We start from the raw sequence: 17,189 nt of genomic DNA on the forward strand, positions 1-17,189 counted from the left end.
CGGGACCTCCTTAGACTCGCCAGAAAGTGGAGCAATCTGCTTTATCCATTCGATTAAATTCAATAATTTGCTCCAGCAACTCATAATTTACCGGACTATCCCACCCAATACGAAATAACAGCTTGGTTTGATCGTAGCCAGCCTGCTTAATTTGATCCGCAAACTGGTTCATTCCCGCTTTCTCGGGGGCAACCGCCAAATGTTGTTTGGATATGCTAAAGCCAATAATAAAGGTGCCATGATCGGTATACATGGGCTGTTTCCAAGCGAATTTAGGCTCTAACCCCGGAAATGTCTTAGCTACCCACTCCAAAACTTCTTCCGTTCGAGCCCGATGATGCGGGTTTTCAATTCCGTCTAAATAGTCTGCAAAAACCTCCATGCTGTACCCTCCTAGTATTAAAAACTCAAATCGTGTCCCACTCGACATCAAGCAGATAACGTGCTGCCGGCGACAGCCTCTTGTACGTCTTGACGCGAATGTACTCCTTGGCATTAAGATGTCCCGGAGATTGATGCTGATCCCTCGCCATATAGAAAGGATGCACGGCTCGGCGGGTTCCTGTTGTCCGGTTTATTGTACCTCCATGCCAGAGATGGCTAACCATAACAGCAACGGAGCCTGCCGGAGCAATCAATTGAACTTCCTCCGGATGAGACTCCAGCGCCATGCCATTTTCCCAGTCGGCAACGGGATTAACCCCCGAGCGATGCGTTCCAGGAACAACGCGCGTTGACCCGTTTTCAAGTGTAAAGTCATCCAGCATCAGCACACAAGTGACGGCATTAATCGGCCCTCCCGGTGCACAAGGCCAATCACTATGCAGGGATTGATGCCCCTCTCCGGGTACGGCATCGCGTCCGTTCAAGGTGACGAACTTAAACTCCCGTTTGATCAAATAAGCGACGGATGCAACTACCTTCGGCAGCGTATATAACCCATCGAATACGTGGCCTTGATTTTCCAAATCAAACAGCCTTCTGGTTCCGGCTTCACGCTGATGCGCAATCGTTCCCGCAGCTTTCGCCATAAGCTCCTCATACTTCTCCCGTAATTCCGACAACCATTCCTCACTAATCACCCGTTCGAAAACAATGTAGCCATGTTCATCAAGCGTCCGCTTATCCTCTACGCTTAGTGTGTCAGCTGTAACGCCAAGCTCCTCTAGCATCTGGTGCATATCCATATGGGCATGTCCTCCTTCTGCTTCTTCGTTTTACTCTATTAGTATAGGGGATGAGACAATCTTTTGCAGGATTTTATTGCCATATATCGCTTGCAGATGTTCTGAACAAGAAGTAGAAACATAGGAATAGAAATGGACGCTTTGTGAAGGAGGAGATTCATGTACGCGTTAGCTTGGTTGATTCTGACTGCCGTGCTCGTACTGATCGAGCTGCATACGGGAACCTTCTATTTCCTACTCCTTGCTGCCGCATCCATCCTCACCATGATTACCGCACTTGCCGGTCTCCCGATATTGGTTCAATGCTTCACCTTTGTTGTCGCCATTGCCCTTATGTATATCTTCTTGCTGCCGCTCCTTCGTAAATTAATCCCCTCGACTTCGAAATCCATGATACCCCAGCTCTCCGATTATTTAGTGGGACAAGAGGCATTTGTCGTGCAGACCATTACTCCGGATGAGGCCGGTTTGGTCAAGCTTCATGGCGAAATATGGTCCGCGGTTGCTACTGAAAGGATTGAAGAAGGAAGTAAAGTGATTGTCGCAGAGGTCCGCGTTACCAAATTAATCGTGACTAAGGAGTAGATGCAGATTGGTCGGCATAATCGTATTTATCGTTATATTGGCCGTAGTCGTTGCCATCGTAATCAAGGGGATTCGCATAATTCCGCAGCAAACCGTAGCGATTGTGGAGAGACTCGGAAAATACAATAAAACGCTTCATGCCGGGGTGAATTTGATTATCCCGGTCATCGATAAGATTCGGCTTCGCCATGATCTTCGCATTCACCAAGAAACGGTGCCCTCACAATCCGTCATTACGAAGGATAATGTTGCGATCGGCATAGAGCTTGCGACGTTCTTCAGCGTTGTTGATCCGAAGCTCGCGACTTACGGCATCGCCAATTATGTTGGCGGTATACATAATATTGTAGCATCGGCGCTGCGCGCGACGATTGGCAAGATGGAATTGGACGAAATCCTCTCCAATCGCGACCGTATCCAAACGGATCTGCGTCTGGTACTCGACCAGGCATCGGAGAATTGGGGTGTGCGTATCGAGCGCGTTGAAGTGCTGCAATTGGCCATTCCTGCCGATATTCAGAATTCGATGGAGAAACAAATGCGGGCGGAGCGCGAGAAGCGTGCTATCATCCTGCAGGCCGAAGGTGAGAAGCAATCCACCGTATTGCGCGCTGAGGCGCAGAGAGCTGCAGTCGTCCTTGCTGCGGAAGCGGAGAAACAGCGGCAGATCTTGGATGCGGAAGCCAAGCAGAAAGCGCAGGAGCTGGAAGCGCTCGGAAAGTCGGAAGCCATTAAGCATGTCGCAAATGCGGAACGAGCAAGAATCGAGGCTATTAAAGTAGCCGGCCTGGATGCCCAAATACTCGCCTATAAATCCTTCGAGGCGCTCAGTCAAATGGCTGAAGGTCGAGCAACCACGATCTTTATCCCCACGGATGCCGTGAACGCGCTCGGATCTGCCGGAATGATCGGTAAAATATTCGATATTACCAATCCCAAATAAGAATGCGGTGCATGCTTTGTTGTATTCCAACTCTAACGGATGTAATAGTGGTTATTAGGCATAAATTTACCCTCTTGATATGCTAACGGTTGCCAGAGCGCTTATTTGAACAAATTTCACTAGGAATCGACCAATTCGCTCCAAATAACATCTGTCACAACCGTTAGAGTTTCAAAAAGGCTTTTTTCATAAAATAACCGCTCTGACAACCGTTAAAGTTTAGCTCATCTAGCTTAGTCAAAAGCGACTCGATCCAAACTTTCTCGAGTATCCTGAGGTTGCCGATTCATTCGGCAACCTCTTTTATTGTATCGCCATGAATTCCTACAAAGTTACCTGCATCGTCCAAGAAGTCCCACACATCCCCCAATACGCGAATCCAAGCTTCTTATACATACGAACCGCTGCTTGATTGTCTGGGTCGACGCTTAAGGAAAGAGACTTATACCCGTCAAGTTTAGCTAGCAGCATGATCTCGTTCATTAGCCGGTTCCCCATGCCTTGTCCTCTGACATCAGGCAATACTGCGATTCCTAATTCCGGTGTATCACAATCAACGAATCCGTAGCCTTTGTCCGTTTCATCGAATAAGCGAAACCAAACTGCGCCGACTGCTTTCGTATCGTCGTCCCATGCGATTAAAGCACGATCTCCTCTTCGGCCCCACCCCTCGCTGTATTTCTTGATGGCAGGGGCATTCAGAAGCTCCTGTTTAGGCGGCTTGCCTTCCGGAATATGAATCGATTCATAATGCATATCCATCAGAAAATCAAAATCTTCCTGCTCCATAGGTCTCACTGTAATCATCTAATCACCCTTTATGGCTTATTTAACCGCGTCCGCGCAAAAGCTTCCCGATAAGCCGTCGGCGTCACGCCGGATAATCGTTTGAACCATTTGGCAAACTGTTTGTCGTCATGGATGCCTACCTGTACAGCCACTTCTTTGATGTGCAGCTTCGAGTCTGCGAGAATCTCCTTCGCTGCCTCCAGCTTGATGTGGTGGATATAGGTAAGCAGACCGGAACCGAATCGCTGCTTGAACATCCGAGAGAGATAATCTTTGTTATAGCCCAGATGGGCTGCAATCCGCTCAACGGAAATATCGCGTTCCAACGCGTGAAGTCGCGTCCACTCCAGCAATTGCGGCAGCCTCGGGTCCATCGCTTCCAGCTCATTCGAATGCTCTAGCTGCTCCGCCAATTCAATCAGCAGACAGGTCAGAAAATAGTCCCCCGCTCGCGGAATCCGGTAGCCGCCATTGGCCGCATGAAGTAATTGCCGGGCTAATATATGGACCCGGCTTTGATTCGAGCATTCCGCATAACGAGGTACTGAACGTAACGGTTCCGTCCCCAGCGTTTCAGGCAGATGAAAATGAAACCAATAGAAAGACACCCCCGGCGAAGACAGCCGGTACCCGCGATGTCGCTCTCCGGGCATCAGGAATAGGATATCCCCTGCTTTCACCTCATACATCAGACCATCGGCTTCCATGAACACCACTCCGGAAACGCCAATAATCAGTTCATAATCATATATCGTTCGATCCATATGAGACCATGTTTCATCGGACATAAACTGACCGCCCATGACCAGACGATAAGGTTCATGTAAATAAAGCGGAAGCAATCGGCAGCAACTCCTCTCTTGCCGAGTTCATTGAAATGAAGTCAGTTTTTGACACCTAATCTACTAGTTCGTCTACCGACAGCCAATTCCCTCTTCCATTATGATAGATTTGCAAGTTCAACTAAAGGAGCGAAACCACCTATGAATACCGAGCATAGTCATGCCTCTTCATCCCCACTCGATCTTCTTGCCGTTCATATCCAAGATCATTATTGGTCCACTTACGTAAATCTCATCCGAGAAACGGTCATTCCCTATCAATGGGAAGCGATGAATGACCGCGTTGAATCAGCGGAGCCCAGCTATGTCATGCGTAATTTCCGTATAGCCGCCGGCCTGGAAGAAGGCAATTTCGGAGGTTTTGTTTTTCAAGATACGGATCTCTACAAATGGCTGGAAGCTGTCGGATACTCCCTTGCGGTTATACCGGATGCAGATTTGGAGCTGATTGCCGACGAAGCGATTAATCTGATTGCCTCCGCCCAGCTGGAGGACGGTTATTTGAATACTTATTTCGCGATTGCGGAACCGGGTAAACGTTGGACCAATTTGATGGACTGCCATGAAATGTACACGGCCGGCCATCTTATCGAAGCAGCCGTAGCCTATTATCAAGGAACCGGCAAGGCCACCCTGCTAAGCGTAGCCAAGCGATTGGCCGATCATATCGATGCACGATTCGGAGATGCTCCGGGTCAGCTGCGCGGATATGATGGACATCAGGAGATCGAACTGGCGCTCGTCAAGCTTTATGAAGTGACCAGAGAAGAGAAGTATTTGAAGCTGGCCAGCTTCCTCATTGAAGAGCGTGGGCAACAGCCGAATTACTTGGTAGAGGAATGGGAGAAACGCGGTCGAATCAGCTATTGGTCGCCCGGAGTTGTGCAGAACAACCATCAGGATCTGCGGTATCTGCAAGCTCATAAGCCGGTACGCGAACAAGAAGCAGCAACAGGTCATGCGGTTAGAGCGGTCTATATGTACACCGCAATGGCCGATCTTGCTCTTCATCTGGGGGATGAAAGTTTATTGGCTGCATGTAAGCGGCTATGGAGCAATGTAGTGCACAAGCAAATGTATATAACCGGAAGTATCGGTTCAACGCATCACGGCGAAGCGTTCACGTTCGACTACGACTTGCCCAATGACACGAACTATTCCGAAACCTGCGCATCGATCGGACTGATCTTCTTCGCAAGGCGAATGCTGCAGTTGGAACCAAGCGGCGAATACGGCGATGTGATGGAACGAGCACTCTATAATACGGTGACGGCAGCGCTGGCTAATGACGGGAAGAGCTTTTTCTACGTCAATCCACTCGAAGTGTTTCCTGCTGCAGGAAGAGGCAATCCAGGCAAACATCACATTAAGTCCGTCCGGCAAAAATGGTTTGCTTGCGCCTGCTGCCCGCCGAATATATCGCGCCTTCTCTCTTCACTCGGGCAGTACGTCTTTACTTCCGGTCCGGATGTACTCTTCACCCATCTGTATATCGGTACAGATACGACGAATCTAACGCTAGCCGGACGCAATGTCGGCCTTAAACTCGAGAGCGGCTTACCTTGGAACGGCCATGTTCGTCTTCGGGTTGCAACAGCGGCTGGCAATGGTGTCTTCACCATAGCGATGCGCATTCCGTCATGGTCAGACCAAACCGCTTTCTCCTTGAACGGCAGTCCCGTGGAACCTGAAATCCGTCAAGGCTACGCCTACTTCACTCGTGACTGGCAAGAAGGCGATGTCATCTCCCTAGATTTCGACATGGAACCTAAGCGCATCTATGCCCACCCTAACGTTCGCGCTAATGCCGGCCGAGTAGCTTTACAGAGAGGACCTCTCGTATATTGTTTTGAGGAGATGGACAATGGTGCTGCCCTGCCGAATCTTATTCTTCCGGCAGACGCTGACATTCGTCTCGTCCATAATGGGAATTCCGTTGCGCTCCATGCCGAGGGGTATCGCCAAGAAGATTCGGACCCTGCGAACGCATCGCTTTACAGGACCTCATCACTGAAGCTTGAGAAACAGAGTATCTATGCGGTTCCTTATACGCAGTGGGGGAATCGCAAGCCGGGGGAAATGCTGGTTTGGATTCGTGAATAAGCCGCGATTACGCGGCTTTTTTTATTTCGGTTCCTGTGCGAGCGATTGACCTCTGACTAGGCTAACGAGCAAAAAGATTAGCGGCAAACCTACGATAAATATGGGAAAAACATATAAGATCCAAACGTATTTCGCATAATCCAGCATCCCTACAATGTTTGCAGGCACGAGTGAGATCGTGAATATGAGAATAGCAGCAAATAGGATTACGTTCCGCCAGTTCTTGATGCCGAGCAGCTGCGCGGTTCCATAACTGTTAATGAATAAATATATCGCCAACTTCACGAAGACGCTGAAGATCCAGATGAACATGATCCAAACATCCATATTTTGAACAAACTCCAGATAATTAATAAATCGGACCATGCTGAAATACGGGAAGATTAAGGTTGAACCGATATTGGCACCGAACGTCATGATGACCATAATGGCTGTCATTACGGCGATCACGGATGGAACGAGAATCGCAAGCAGCGTTGGTTTAACCATTTTTTGCGAGTTTGCGATAAAAGGCGTTAACATCATGATCATCATAGATTCACCCAGAAATGACGCGTTTACAAAAGACCCCTTCAATATGGCCTGTATCCCGGTATCTGCGTAGATCGGTAATATAAGCGACGGATGCAGATTCGTTAAGTTTAATCCGAATGTAATGAGTATGCCGACCAGAAGCAACGGTCCGGCCATTTCGCTAAAACGAGCGATCGCTTCGATGCTGCCGGCGTAATTAATATATATCATAGCCGCGACCATTAGCGATGCGATAACCCAAATCGGCGTATTGTGAAATAAAAACTGCTTGATAAACAATGAAAAAATACGCAAGATATCGGACGAAACGGAAAACCACATCAAAATATACAATACAGCAATTAGCTTTCCGATCCACTTGCCAAACAGCTTTTGGGCAAACTCCACCAAGGTATGCGAAGAATGCCTTTGCGAAACTCGAATACAAATCAGGGTCACGAATAATCCGATGACCCCAGCCACTACCAGCGATATCCAAGCGTCCTGTCTGGCAATCTCGATGGAAGGAGACACCGTGAGCCAGATACTCATTGAGATTTCTAAAGTGGTGAACATCCAAAACAACTGCCAAGGAGAAATCTTCACTTTCTGTCTCCTATTCCCGGGACTCGTCTTCCTATTGCCCCCGTATTCTGGATTTTCAATTTCACAGTAACCGATACCTCCGCTGCAGGGAACAATTGATCCCATCTGTTCTTGATTTCTTTCCACCGGTAAGGGTGTTCTCTGTGAACCTCTTCTCCGAAGCCAAACACGTCTTGTCCGAACTGTTGCTGCACTTTCTTAATGGTTGCCTCAACTTGCTTGGCTTTCATTTCATTTAATTTACGCTCTAACGGAACACGTTCCGAGGTTACCGAAATGTCGATATTCGTGTTGTTTTCAAGGATTCTTCCGGTCCCTTCCAGCTTCACGTACACTTTAAGTTTATTTCCTTCGAATTCGGTACGAACGGTTTTCCTTAAGTTGGTTTCGAATAAAGATACGCTTCCTTCCCCCGTTTCGAGCGAAATAAATTGATTTTTCAATACGCCTTTCACCCAGAACAACTCCAGCGATTCTCTACCCGACACTTCTCCTACCATCTGCAAACGACGATTAAAGATGGCAACGGATTTCACCTCGATGATTTTATCTTTCTCCAGCTCATTATTCGGCGATGTCTCTACCATCGGCATGGCGGGACGGATTCCGTCACGTCCTACATCAAGTAAGACATCGCGTAACGCAGAGTCTCCTAAACGGCAATACCGGTCTTGATCCACGGCTACAATCGCTGAAAACTGATTAAAGGGACTGTTGATTTTCAATACATCGCTCCCTTTTCCGTGATTGACAACAAAAATATCCGTGCGCATGCGCGTATCGGTATTTCGCGTAAATTGATCCATGATATCAATTATCCCTTTACGCGCAAGCTTCTCTCCGATGAAAATCGACCTGCGATGTCCCAGAAAAACTTTACGGGGCAGCTTGTCTTGAATTTGTTGTTCCAAATCCACGATCGAAGAACCCGTCGTTGTCAGAACAATATTTGCCCGATGCTGGCTGCCGCCCCCTCTCCCCTTGAATTCAGCGGGAACCGCGATCTGAGCACTTTTTTGCAGGACCCCCTCCTCCGTTAAATCCAGAGCGGTTCCGATCCAGAAGGCATATTCGTTAATTTCATTCCGATCCCAACATCCGGAGATGAGAATGGTCGCCAGCAGCAAAGACAATAAACCTATTTTCCTCATTATTTTCGTTGCGCCGGTACGAATCGTTTATTCAATCGTATTAGCGTGTCCTTCCATATACTTTTTCCGATAGGCGATACAGGTTTTAAGTAAGGGACCCCGAATGACTTCAGGGTTACAAGATGGATCATGATAAATATGACGCCAATAGCCACACCATACAGACCCAGGAATCCGCCTACGATTAGAAGCGGAAACCGAAGCAAGCGAAACGGCAAAGCCAAACTATAGCTGGGGAAAGCAAAGGAAGCGATTCCGGTACCTGCTACGATCATAACAATTGGAGCCGATATAAAGCCCGCTTGGACGGCTGCTTCTCCGATAACCAACGCGCCTACAATACTCACAGCTGAACCGATGGCTTTAGGTAGCCGCAGACCGGCTTCCCGCAATCCTTCGAACATCAATTCCATTAACAAGGTTTCGATTACGGTCGGAAACGGAATTCCTTCTCTGGAAGCGGAAATGCTCAGCATCACGGCAAGCGGAATCATCTGGGGATGGAACGTCGTAAGCGCAACGTATACGGAAGGAAGCAAACAAGACAACATGGCCAGCAAGAGTCGTAAAATTCTTACCGCAGAGACGTAGATGAACCGTTCATAATGGTCTTCCGCTGCTTGAAAGCCTGACCAGAAAGTCATCGGCAGCAGCAATGCGTTCGGAGATCCGTCCACGATAATGGCTACTCTGCCTGACAATAAACTTGAGGACACGGTGTCCGGACGTTCTGTATTTTGGATTTGCGGAAAAAGGGATAAGGACCTGTCTTCGATAAATTCTTCAATGTATCCGGAGTCGAGCAATTGATTCGTGCGAATCGCTTGAAGTCTGTTTCTGACCTCTTGCAGCAGCTCTGGCTTGACCTTCTCTTCGATATATGCAACGACAAAATCCGTATTGGTTAGTTCGCCTGCTTGATGCATCTCAAACTTTAAAGTCGGGTGACTTATTTTTCTTCGAATCATGCTCAAATTCGTCCTGAGATCCTCGGTAAATCCTTCACGAGGACCTCGAATGGAGGCTTCATTTGACGGCTCGTCAATGGCGCGCTGTTTGTACGCGGCCAATTCTGCCATAAAAGCAAAAGGCTTGCCATCAATAAATATGGCCGTGCATCCTTTCAACACTTTGGCTACGATTTCCGATAATTGAATCACAATCGTATACTGTGTCAGCCGTTCGATATCTCCGCTTATCATGCATGCCGAAATAATTTGTTCCAATCTAGTTGAATCTGTCATCCCGTCGACATAAACGAGTAGAATTTCGGATTGATCCGATAGCTTTAAAGGCCGATATACAATATCCGAACAATTATCCAATATATGGAGTAACGCATCGTGATTCATTTTCAAGCTTTCGTTCACAGTGACTGGTAAGCCGCCTCGCTCCATTCCATTTCCACCTCCTTCCAACAACTCGGTTTTATCATGTGAGCATTTGGATTTCCTTATTCAAGAAAAGAAAAGAAGCCCTGCTCATCCATCAGAACAGGACTTCTTTGTCATTATTATCATGCAGTCGGATCAGTTTATCTGGATACATTCGGAGCTTGGCTTCGAATCGGCTTCTGTTCCGTTCAAAGTCCTTTGTCCATTTAAACATCATTTGCAACATCTTCAGATTCGGTTTGTAGTTACAGCTTTCGATACCGAGATTTTGCTTAAGAAACCGGGTAACTATACGAATTCTACGCTTCCATAGCGGTGTATCCACAAATAGAATGATGTCTGCCATCTCATATAAACATTGATACGATTCACGGTCCGTACCTTCGAAGATCCACATTCCTTCTCGATCAATATCCATAATCACTTCAAGCTGTTCAGTCGGTGTTCGTTTCGCTCGGCCTTCGGGTGTCTCAGGATGAACGATCGAATCCAGTTCATACCAAGGGAGATTCATTGTACGGGATAATCGTTTGGCTAAAGTTGTTTTACCGCTGGCTACAATGCCCACGATGAAAATCTTCTTCATACTCTCACCTGATTCTTCCCGGGAATGAATCCCAGCGGTCTCAGGCGTTCCGCTTCGTTCGCCGCTTCCATCTGTAGTTCTGTAAGGAGCAGCAATCGTTGACAAGCTTCTGATTTTGCATCTTGTTCCATTTTGCGCAGTAGCTTCGGTACTTCCCAAACGGAACGTAAAGCAAAGGCTGCCAAATAACCGAATCGAGGAAGGGACTCGTCGCCATGCCAACCAGCTCGTCCCAATCCTTCCATATAAGAGGTTATAAGCAGTTCTTTATAGTCGTGAAATTGGTCTGCTGGTACATTCCCGCGGCTCAGTGACAATCCTAAGAAACGCCCCAGATCCTCTCCTATCCCGGATATGCTGGCAAACTGCCAATCAATTACCGCAAGCTTCCGATCTCGGGTATATGCGTTATCCAACATAATGTTTAGTTCGTAGAAATCTTGATGGGCAATCGTTCTCGGTAATCGCTCCAGCTCTACCAGCCAATCTTGGATTAGCAGTTCACATTGATTGAAGCGATCGATGATAGCTTCCAATCTTGGATTTGAATCGGAAGCTACATCGGTTGATGACAGGGTCCGATAGGTCTGACATTCATGGATCCATGATCGCATCCATTGTCGATTCGCCCATCGTAAATCCGGTATCGGACCACCGACTAAATAGGCGCCTTGAAACTCTCCCAGCTTCGTGGCGGCGTATGCATAGTCGTCCCACTGCCATTCTCGAGACTCGTGAGTCATATCCTCCAGCCAGAGCCATACGGAGCCATCGTCATTTTCGTCGATCGCGTAACATTCCGGTGCCTTCATCCCTGCGGGTAAATGGCGTAAATAACCTGACTTATAAGCTTCAATCTCACGCCGCCAATAATTGTAATGCGTCGGATCATCTCGATTAGGGTCAGCGAGGATGATTTTAATAATGAGTGACCACGACCTGGATCGGTCGATTCTACCATCAACACGCGTACTTCCCCAAATCCGATATACGCCGCCGGTCACGAAATTAGGCCTGGCTGCTTTGATTGTTTCACAATGCCATTCTAATAGGGAGCCATTATCCAATTGTAAACTGAGGTTTGAAATAAGCCGAACTCGATCTGCGTCGATACTTCCTAGAATAGGTTGTGTATTCATAGCTCACCTAAACATTTCGCGACCAGATTACCAAAGCCTTGAATATCCCGCAGATAATCATATCCCGGTGGATTCGGCTCCAGTTGGTTAAGCATTCGAACTGCCACAGCGTTATATGCGGGGATGACCAATACCGCATTCCCATAGAATCCAAGCGACTGGTAGGAACCGTTCGGAAGCTCATGCCCAAGCTCCGATAAAGGACGGGACTTGTCCTGTATCCACCAGAAGAAACCATGCCGAGGTAATGATTCATCAAGGCGGCTCGGCGTTGCGATGGTAACAACTTGTTCAAACAGTGCAGCAGGCAGGATTTGCTTCCCTTTATACTTGCCTTTAGACAAATGCAGCTGTCCCCAGTAGGCCAGCTCTCTTGAGCTTACGAATAGATTCGCCTCGCCGCCTCGATCGCTTACATACTCCTCGTCAAGCCATACCAATTTATCATGCTTTTCTTTTCTCCAACCAGTCGCTTTGAATCCATGTGGCTCAAATACGCGTTCGTGTAATACTTCTGCAAGTGGCTGATTAAAGACCTTCTGAACAATCCGAATAAGCAAATTCACGCCGGCGTTGTTGTATTTCCAGTCCGTTCCCGGTGGGAACAGCCTTTTCATAGGGCCTTGTAAGCCGTGCGTATGGGTTAATAGATGCCGTATCGTTGTATGACTGATTACGCTCTCGTCCAGATCATCCAGATAGTCGGACACATAATCATTAACGCTATTAATCTTCCCTTCATACATGGCCAGACTAATGGCGAGTCCAAGGTACGTTTTGCGAATGGATGCTACGTTGAATTGAGATTGTTCATCGATCGCTCGACTGTTCGGCAATTTATCATGATGACCTGAATAATATTCGCTTACGATCTGTTCATTGTGGATCACGACTACCGATACCGCTGAGGCTGAAATTTGATTTCGAATATCCAGCATGTATTGATTAAGCTCATAGAAAGCGCTGTATGTTTTCATTCCGTCCATGTACACCCACACCTTTCACTTCAGAGTCCTCTACATGAATGTACAAAATTCTACATTCAGGTGATAATCACCTTTTAGGAAGCTGCATCTATCTTCCAATTGGCGAAATAAAGAAACCCGCAGCAATCGGCTGCGGGTTAAGTGTTACTTGCTGCTTATTCAATCGGTTCGTAATGCACATGAACTTCGTAAACGTCGTTCGATGAATTTTTCAACTCCGTCTCTACGCGTGTCGCGACATTATGAGCTTCTTGAAACTCCATATCCGCCTTAATTAACAAGGTCACGTCAACTACTGCGTTGCTGCCGTAATTTCTGGCTCGAATATCCCGAACGTCCTCAACGCCTTGTACCTTCATGACAATTTCTTTAAACGAGAGGATCGTCTCTTCGTTGAACCCATCAGAGAGATGATGTGAGGCTTCCCGGAAAATCTCCCATGCTGTTTTACAGATGATTATGCCTACGATGATCGCGGTAAGCGGGTCCAGCCACGCCAAATGAAATTGAGATCCGATGATGCCAACGACTGTGCCAATGCTTACGAAAGCATCCGAAAGATTATCTTTGGCGGCGGCCATAACAGCTTGACTGTTTATTTGCGTTGCCAATTTCTTGTTATATCGATACACGCCATACATGACGACCGCCGAGAAAATGCCTACCCATGCCGCCAGCAGGTCCGGGGACTTCTCTCCGCCTTGAAAGATCGACGTTATGGATTGATACAGAACCTGCAAACCGACAACCATCATAATAAAGGATGCGAGCATGGAAGAGATCGTTTCTGATTTCCAGTGGCCATAAGGATGATCATCATCAGCCGGTTTGCGTGCAAGCCGCAGTCCAATAAGTACGGCGATTGAAGCCGCGATGTCCGTTGCATTGTTCAAACCGTCCGCCTGCAACGCTTCAGATCCGGTCCAATAACCGATCACAAGCTTTAATGAAGATAAAATGATATACGCGATTATGCTTATAAGTGCACCGCGTTCTCCGATTTTCAATTGATCGTACTTTAGCTGTTCCATTACGGCAATAATCCCTTTCTCGAATGCTTTGTCGACTTATCGTAACAGCCAACCACGATGTGGGTCTAGAGAAACGTTTTGTCATGCGGCTCAAAAAAGTGGGACGAGTAAATAGAGTTGCCCTCGCGAAAAATGTTCGTCCAAAGGCAAAAAAAATAAATCCGCTAATGTTAACGGATTTATTTACTGATTAATTATTAAATTTTTCTGCCGAATGGGTTGGCTGCTATGAAGGTAACAATTGCTTGATTGCCTCAACTGCCTCTTCGGTAGATTGCGCTGCAATAACTGTCTTGTTCTCCGAGCTATATCCCGATGCCGTATGAGCATAGCGTTGATCATAGTAATAGACAAGCAGCAATTCCACGGCACGCTCATACTTCTCTTCCTTCAAGCACTGTTCAATCTCAGCCGCAACCGGAGTATGAATGCGTGATTTGATTTGAAGGAACGACTTCAAGCAAGCTTCTTGATGCTCCCAAGGACGGTAATCCTCCAATATATGCTGAACACGCGTTTCGAGCGGGACCTCCAGCCATATTTGATGCCCATCCTCTTTCATCTGCAGTAGCTGATCGGGGATGACGACTTTACCGATTCGTTTACTCTCCGCCTCGAAGATCAGATATGGCTCTTTCTGAATACCCAGTAGTTCATCGACTAGAGAAGCATCGAATTTCTTCTGGTTATGTGACTTCACCCCAATATTGCCGAATACGGACCCCCGATGCCCAGCCAGCTCCTCGAAATTCAGCACGGGATACCCTAATTGTTGGAGTCGACGCAGAATAGCTGTTTTCCCGCTACCTGTATTCCCATGAAGCACATAAGCAGGAGGTAACACTGTTAGCTCATCAAGCGCTTGCACCACACCTTGGCGAAACGCGCGGTATCCGCCCTCCAACCTGCTTACATGTATGTCCATTAAGGACAAGACCGTGGCGGTAGTTTTACTTCGCATCCCCCCTCTCCAGCAGAAAACAGCCTTTTTGCCGGGGATCTGGGAGAATTGTTTAATAAAAGAAGGCAGCTTTGCGGAGAAAATCTCCAGTCCTCGTTCTTTTGCCGCTTGGATGCTAACTTGCTTGTAGATGGTGCCGATCTCTGCTCGCTCGTTATCATCGAAGAAAGGGATATTCAAGCTACCGGGAATGGTGGCTTCCTCAAACTCGGTAGGCGATCTTACATCAATCGTTACCACTTTCTTCTGCTGTCGCAAGTCGAGTAATGCATGGAGCTTTAGGTCTTGAAACATATCGGCTTCCCCTTCTAATCTACAATAATATGTCCTGGTCTCTCATCCGTAATCTCACCGATCATACTCGCCTCTACCCCAGCTTGAAGCAGTTCCTCTAAGAGTGCTTCCGCTTGGTCACCGGCAACAGAAATTAACAGCCCTCCTGAAGTAACCGCGTCGCAAAGTATCCAACGACCGATCTGATCCAGCTCATCCGGGAATGAGACATCATCCCGTACATGAGCATAGTTATTCTTCGTGCCGCCAGGTACAAATCCTTTATCCGCGAGCTCTCGAACTCTCGGCAGCAGGGGAACGTCCCCGTGGTGAAGTTTAACAGTCATTTTGCTGCCTTTAGCCAACTCCAGTGCATGGCCGATTAATCCAAATCCTGTTACATCCGTACACGCATGTACCGGATAAGGCTCCATTATCTCTGCTGCTGTTTTATTCAAAGTAGCCATAACTGCGGTCAATCGTTTCGTCTCTTCGGTCGATAGCTGATCCTTCTTTATCGAGGTAGTTAAGATTCCAACTCCAATGGGCTTCGTGAGTATCAATCGATCTCCCGGTTTCGCGCCGGCATTGGTACGTACCTTGTCTGGATGCACGAGACCTGTGACCGCAAGCCCGAATTTTGGCTCTTTGTCATCAATGGAATGCCCGCCGACGAGCGTTGCTCCTGCTTCCTGCACCTTATCCGCTGCTCCCCGCAAGATTTCGGAGAGAATACGTTTGTCCAATGTAGATATCGGAAAAGCAACGATATTTAATACCGTTAATGGTTTTCCGCCCATCGCATAAATATCACTGATCGCGTTGGCCGCAGCAATTTGTCCGAAATCATAGGGATCGTCCACAATCGGAGTGAAGAAATCAAGCGTTTGCACCAGTGCCAGCTCATTGCTCAAACGAAATACACCGGCATCATCACTCGTATCTAAACCTACCAGCAGATTGGGATTCGGCTCGGCAGCAGGAAGATTACGCAGCACCTCCGACAGATCCGAAGGCCCTATTTTGCAGCCGCAGCCTCCTTTACTGGAGAGTGAAGTTAATTTGATATTCTCGAAGTTATTCATAGTGTTGTCACGATCCTTTCTTCGCATAACTTAAATCGTACTCGGCATAAGTTCAAAATGCAACTATTAGCAAAACAGCGCGTTTATCGTATAATCTGGTTAACGATTCTACAAACCTTAATAATTAATGTCATTAATCAATGAGGTGCAGGGTGGACATTTCACAATTGGAGGCCTTTATCGCCGTTTATCAATCGCTGAATTTCACGAAAGCCGCCGAGTTCCTGCATATCTCGCAGTCGGCCGTTACGGCGCGAATCAAAGCGTTGGAAATTACGATTGGGAAAACGTTATTCATGCGGGATAATCGCAATGTCAGCTTGACGCAAGCCGGAATGGCTTTCCTCCCCTATGCCGAACGCATGCTGCGTTTATTCGAGGAAAGTAAGCTCACGGTTTCGGAACAGTTCGAGAATTATATCGTCATTAGCGGTCCCGGCGCCGTATGGCATTATCGCTACTTAGATGACATTCTGGCTTTTAGACGAAATCATCCGGATACGGCCCTCAAAATATTCAGTTATATCGACTCCAGCTATATGGTGCGAGATTTGCTGCTGGATGGTACGGTTCACATCGCAGTTCGCTACGATCCGCCGGATCATCCCAAGGTGTCGAAAATGCTCTTGTTCGAGGATGAATTCGTACTAGTCTCTGCGCAGAAGAATCTTCGGGTCAGCAGATTGGATTTCTTCTCCCAGCGGTATATCCACGTCGGCTTTTCTTTCCCGGAATGGTTCTCGGAGATGGTTGGACCGGGATACATTCCGACGATGCAAATCGACCATTCAGGTATCATTATGACGCTGATTATGCGCGGAGAGGCTTTCGGATTTCTAACGAAATCAGCTGCCCGGTCCTTCCTGGATGAGCAGAAGCTATTCTTGGTGGAATGCGATTTCCCGATGCCGGAAATCAATAAGATACAAGCTTATGCCAGCTTCCTTACCGAGAAGCATGATAATCCAAGCGTACAGCTGGGACTGGAACTGCTCGGTGTAAAATAAAAGCAAGA

General features: G+C 47.4%; 17 protein-coding genes. 4 read left to right on the top strand and 13 right to left on the bottom strand.

The window, feature by feature from the left end; genetic code table 11:
* Window positions 1-10: 10 nt before the first annotated feature.
* Together BM412_RS10265 and BM412_RS10270 are read right to left on the bottom strand one after the other, a co-directional pair.
* A complete protein-coding gene (locus tag BM412_RS10265) occupies window positions 11-382 on the bottom strand; it encodes an iron chaperone (RefSeq protein ID WP_091217146.1) in 372 nt (123 codons plus the stop codon).
* 25 nt (window positions 383-407) lie between these two features.
* Window positions 408-1,187, bottom strand: a complete 780-nt coding sequence (locus BM412_RS10270; RefSeq protein WP_091217149.1) for a phytanoyl-CoA dioxygenase family protein — start codon at window positions 1,185-1,187, stop codon at window positions 408-410.
* A gap of 159 nt (window positions 1,188-1,346) precedes the next feature.
* Between BM412_RS10270 and BM412_RS10275 the strand changes: the two genes are divergently transcribed.
* Window positions 1,347-1,772, top strand: a complete 426-nt coding sequence (locus tag BM412_RS10275; protein ID WP_091217151.1) for an NfeD family protein — start codon at window positions 1,347-1,349, stop codon at window positions 1,770-1,772.
* 7 nt (window positions 1,773-1,779) lie between these two features.
* Entirely contained in the window at window positions 1,780-2,715 is a 936-nt protein-coding gene (locus BM412_RS10280; protein WP_091217154.1) for an SPFH domain-containing protein, read from the top strand.
* Window positions 2,716-3,039: 324 nt separating this feature from the next.
* On the opposite strand, the gene BM412_RS10285 is transcribed toward BM412_RS10280, so the two are convergent.
* Both BM412_RS10285 and BM412_RS10290 read right to left on the bottom strand, forming a co-directional pair.
* Window positions 3,040-3,522 carry a GNAT family N-acetyltransferase gene (locus BM412_RS10285; RefSeq protein WP_091217157.1) on the bottom strand — a complete coding sequence of 161 codons (483 nt, stop codon included), beginning with the start codon at window positions 3,520-3,522 and terminating at the stop codon, window positions 3,040-3,042.
* A gap of 11 nt (window positions 3,523-3,533) precedes the next feature.
* Window positions 3,534-4,346: a helix-turn-helix domain-containing protein gene (locus BM412_RS10290; protein ID WP_091217159.1), complete on the bottom strand. Its 813-nt coding sequence runs from the start codon at window positions 4,344-4,346 to the stop codon at window positions 3,534-3,536.
* Between the two features lie 141 nt (window positions 4,347-4,487).
* Between BM412_RS10290 and BM412_RS10295 the strand changes: the two genes are divergently transcribed.
* Window positions 4,488-6,449: a glycoside hydrolase family 127 protein gene (locus tag BM412_RS10295; protein WP_091217161.1), complete on the top strand. Its 1,962-nt coding sequence runs from the start codon at window positions 4,488-4,490 to the stop codon at window positions 6,447-6,449.
* Window positions 6,450-6,470: 21 nt separating this feature from the next.
* On the opposite strand, the gene BM412_RS10300 is transcribed toward BM412_RS10295, so the two are convergent.
* The 9 genes from BM412_RS10300 to selD all read right to left on the bottom strand — a co-directional run bounded on the left by BM412_RS10300 (window position 6,471) and on the right by selD (window position 16,174).
* Complete coding sequence (locus BM412_RS10300) at window positions 6,471-7,673, bottom strand: GerAB/ArcD/ProY family transporter (RefSeq protein ID WP_091217164.1); 1,203 nt, start codon at window positions 7,671-7,673, stop codon at window positions 6,471-6,473.
* Window positions 7,565-8,719: a Ger(x)C family spore germination protein gene (locus tag BM412_RS10305; RefSeq protein WP_091217167.1), complete on the bottom strand. Its 1,155-nt coding sequence runs from the start codon at window positions 8,717-8,719 to the stop codon at window positions 7,565-7,567. Before BM412_RS10305 ends, BM412_RS10300 begins: the two co-directional genes overlap by 109 nt.
* Window positions 8,719-10,116: a spore germination protein gene (locus tag BM412_RS10310; RefSeq protein ID WP_091217169.1), complete on the bottom strand. Its 1,398-nt coding sequence runs from the start codon at window positions 10,114-10,116 to the stop codon at window positions 8,719-8,721. Before BM412_RS10310 ends, BM412_RS10305 begins: the two co-directional genes overlap by 1 nt.
* 91 nt (window positions 10,117-10,207) lie before the next feature.
* Window positions 10,208-10,699 (bottom strand): P-loop NTPase family protein, encoded by a 492-nt coding sequence (locus tag BM412_RS10315; protein ID WP_091217172.1) that lies wholly within the window; start codon window positions 10,697-10,699, stop codon window positions 10,208-10,210.
* Window positions 10,696-11,703 carry a phosphotransferase gene (locus BM412_RS10320; protein WP_256256228.1) on the bottom strand — a complete coding sequence of 336 codons (1,008 nt, stop codon included), beginning with the start codon at window positions 11,701-11,703 and terminating at the stop codon, window positions 10,696-10,698. Before BM412_RS10320 ends, BM412_RS10315 begins: the two co-directional genes overlap by 4 nt.
* Before the next feature lie 131 nt (window positions 11,704-11,834).
* Window positions 11,835-12,824, bottom strand: a complete 990-nt coding sequence (locus tag BM412_RS10325) for a serine hydrolase domain-containing protein (protein ID WP_091217178.1) — start codon at window positions 12,822-12,824, stop codon at window positions 11,835-11,837.
* Window positions 12,825-12,979: 155 nt separating this feature from the next.
* Window positions 12,980-13,855 carry a cation diffusion facilitator family transporter gene (locus BM412_RS10330; protein ID WP_091217181.1) on the bottom strand — a complete coding sequence of 292 codons (876 nt, stop codon included), beginning with the start codon at window positions 13,853-13,855 and terminating at the stop codon, window positions 12,980-12,982.
* Between the two features lie 226 nt (window positions 13,856-14,081).
* The gene (gene mnmH / locus BM412_RS10335; protein ID WP_091217183.1) at window positions 14,082-15,110 is read right to left on the bottom strand and encodes a tRNA 2-selenouridine(34) synthase MnmH; all 1,029 of its coding nucleotides are present in this window, start codon (window positions 15,108-15,110) and stop codon (window positions 14,082-14,084) included.
* Window positions 15,111-15,124: 14 nt separating this feature from the next.
* Window positions 15,125-16,174 (bottom strand): selenide, water dikinase SelD, encoded by a 1,050-nt coding sequence (selD, locus tag BM412_RS10340; RefSeq protein ID WP_091217186.1) that lies wholly within the window; start codon window positions 16,172-16,174, stop codon window positions 15,125-15,127.
* Window positions 16,175-16,326: 152 nt separating this feature from the next.
* Between selD and BM412_RS10345 the strand changes: the two genes are divergently transcribed.
* Complete coding sequence (locus tag BM412_RS10345) at window positions 16,327-17,181, top strand: LysR family transcriptional regulator (protein ID WP_091217189.1); 855 nt, start codon at window positions 16,327-16,329, stop codon at window positions 17,179-17,181.
* The last annotated feature ends 8 nt before the right edge of the window (window positions 17,182-17,189 follow it).

It is taken from the genome of Paenibacillus sp. BC26, from assembly GCF_900116125.1.
Lineage (GTDB): Bacteria > Bacillota > Bacilli > Paenibacillales > Paenibacillaceae > Paenibacillus_Z > Paenibacillus_Z lignilyticus.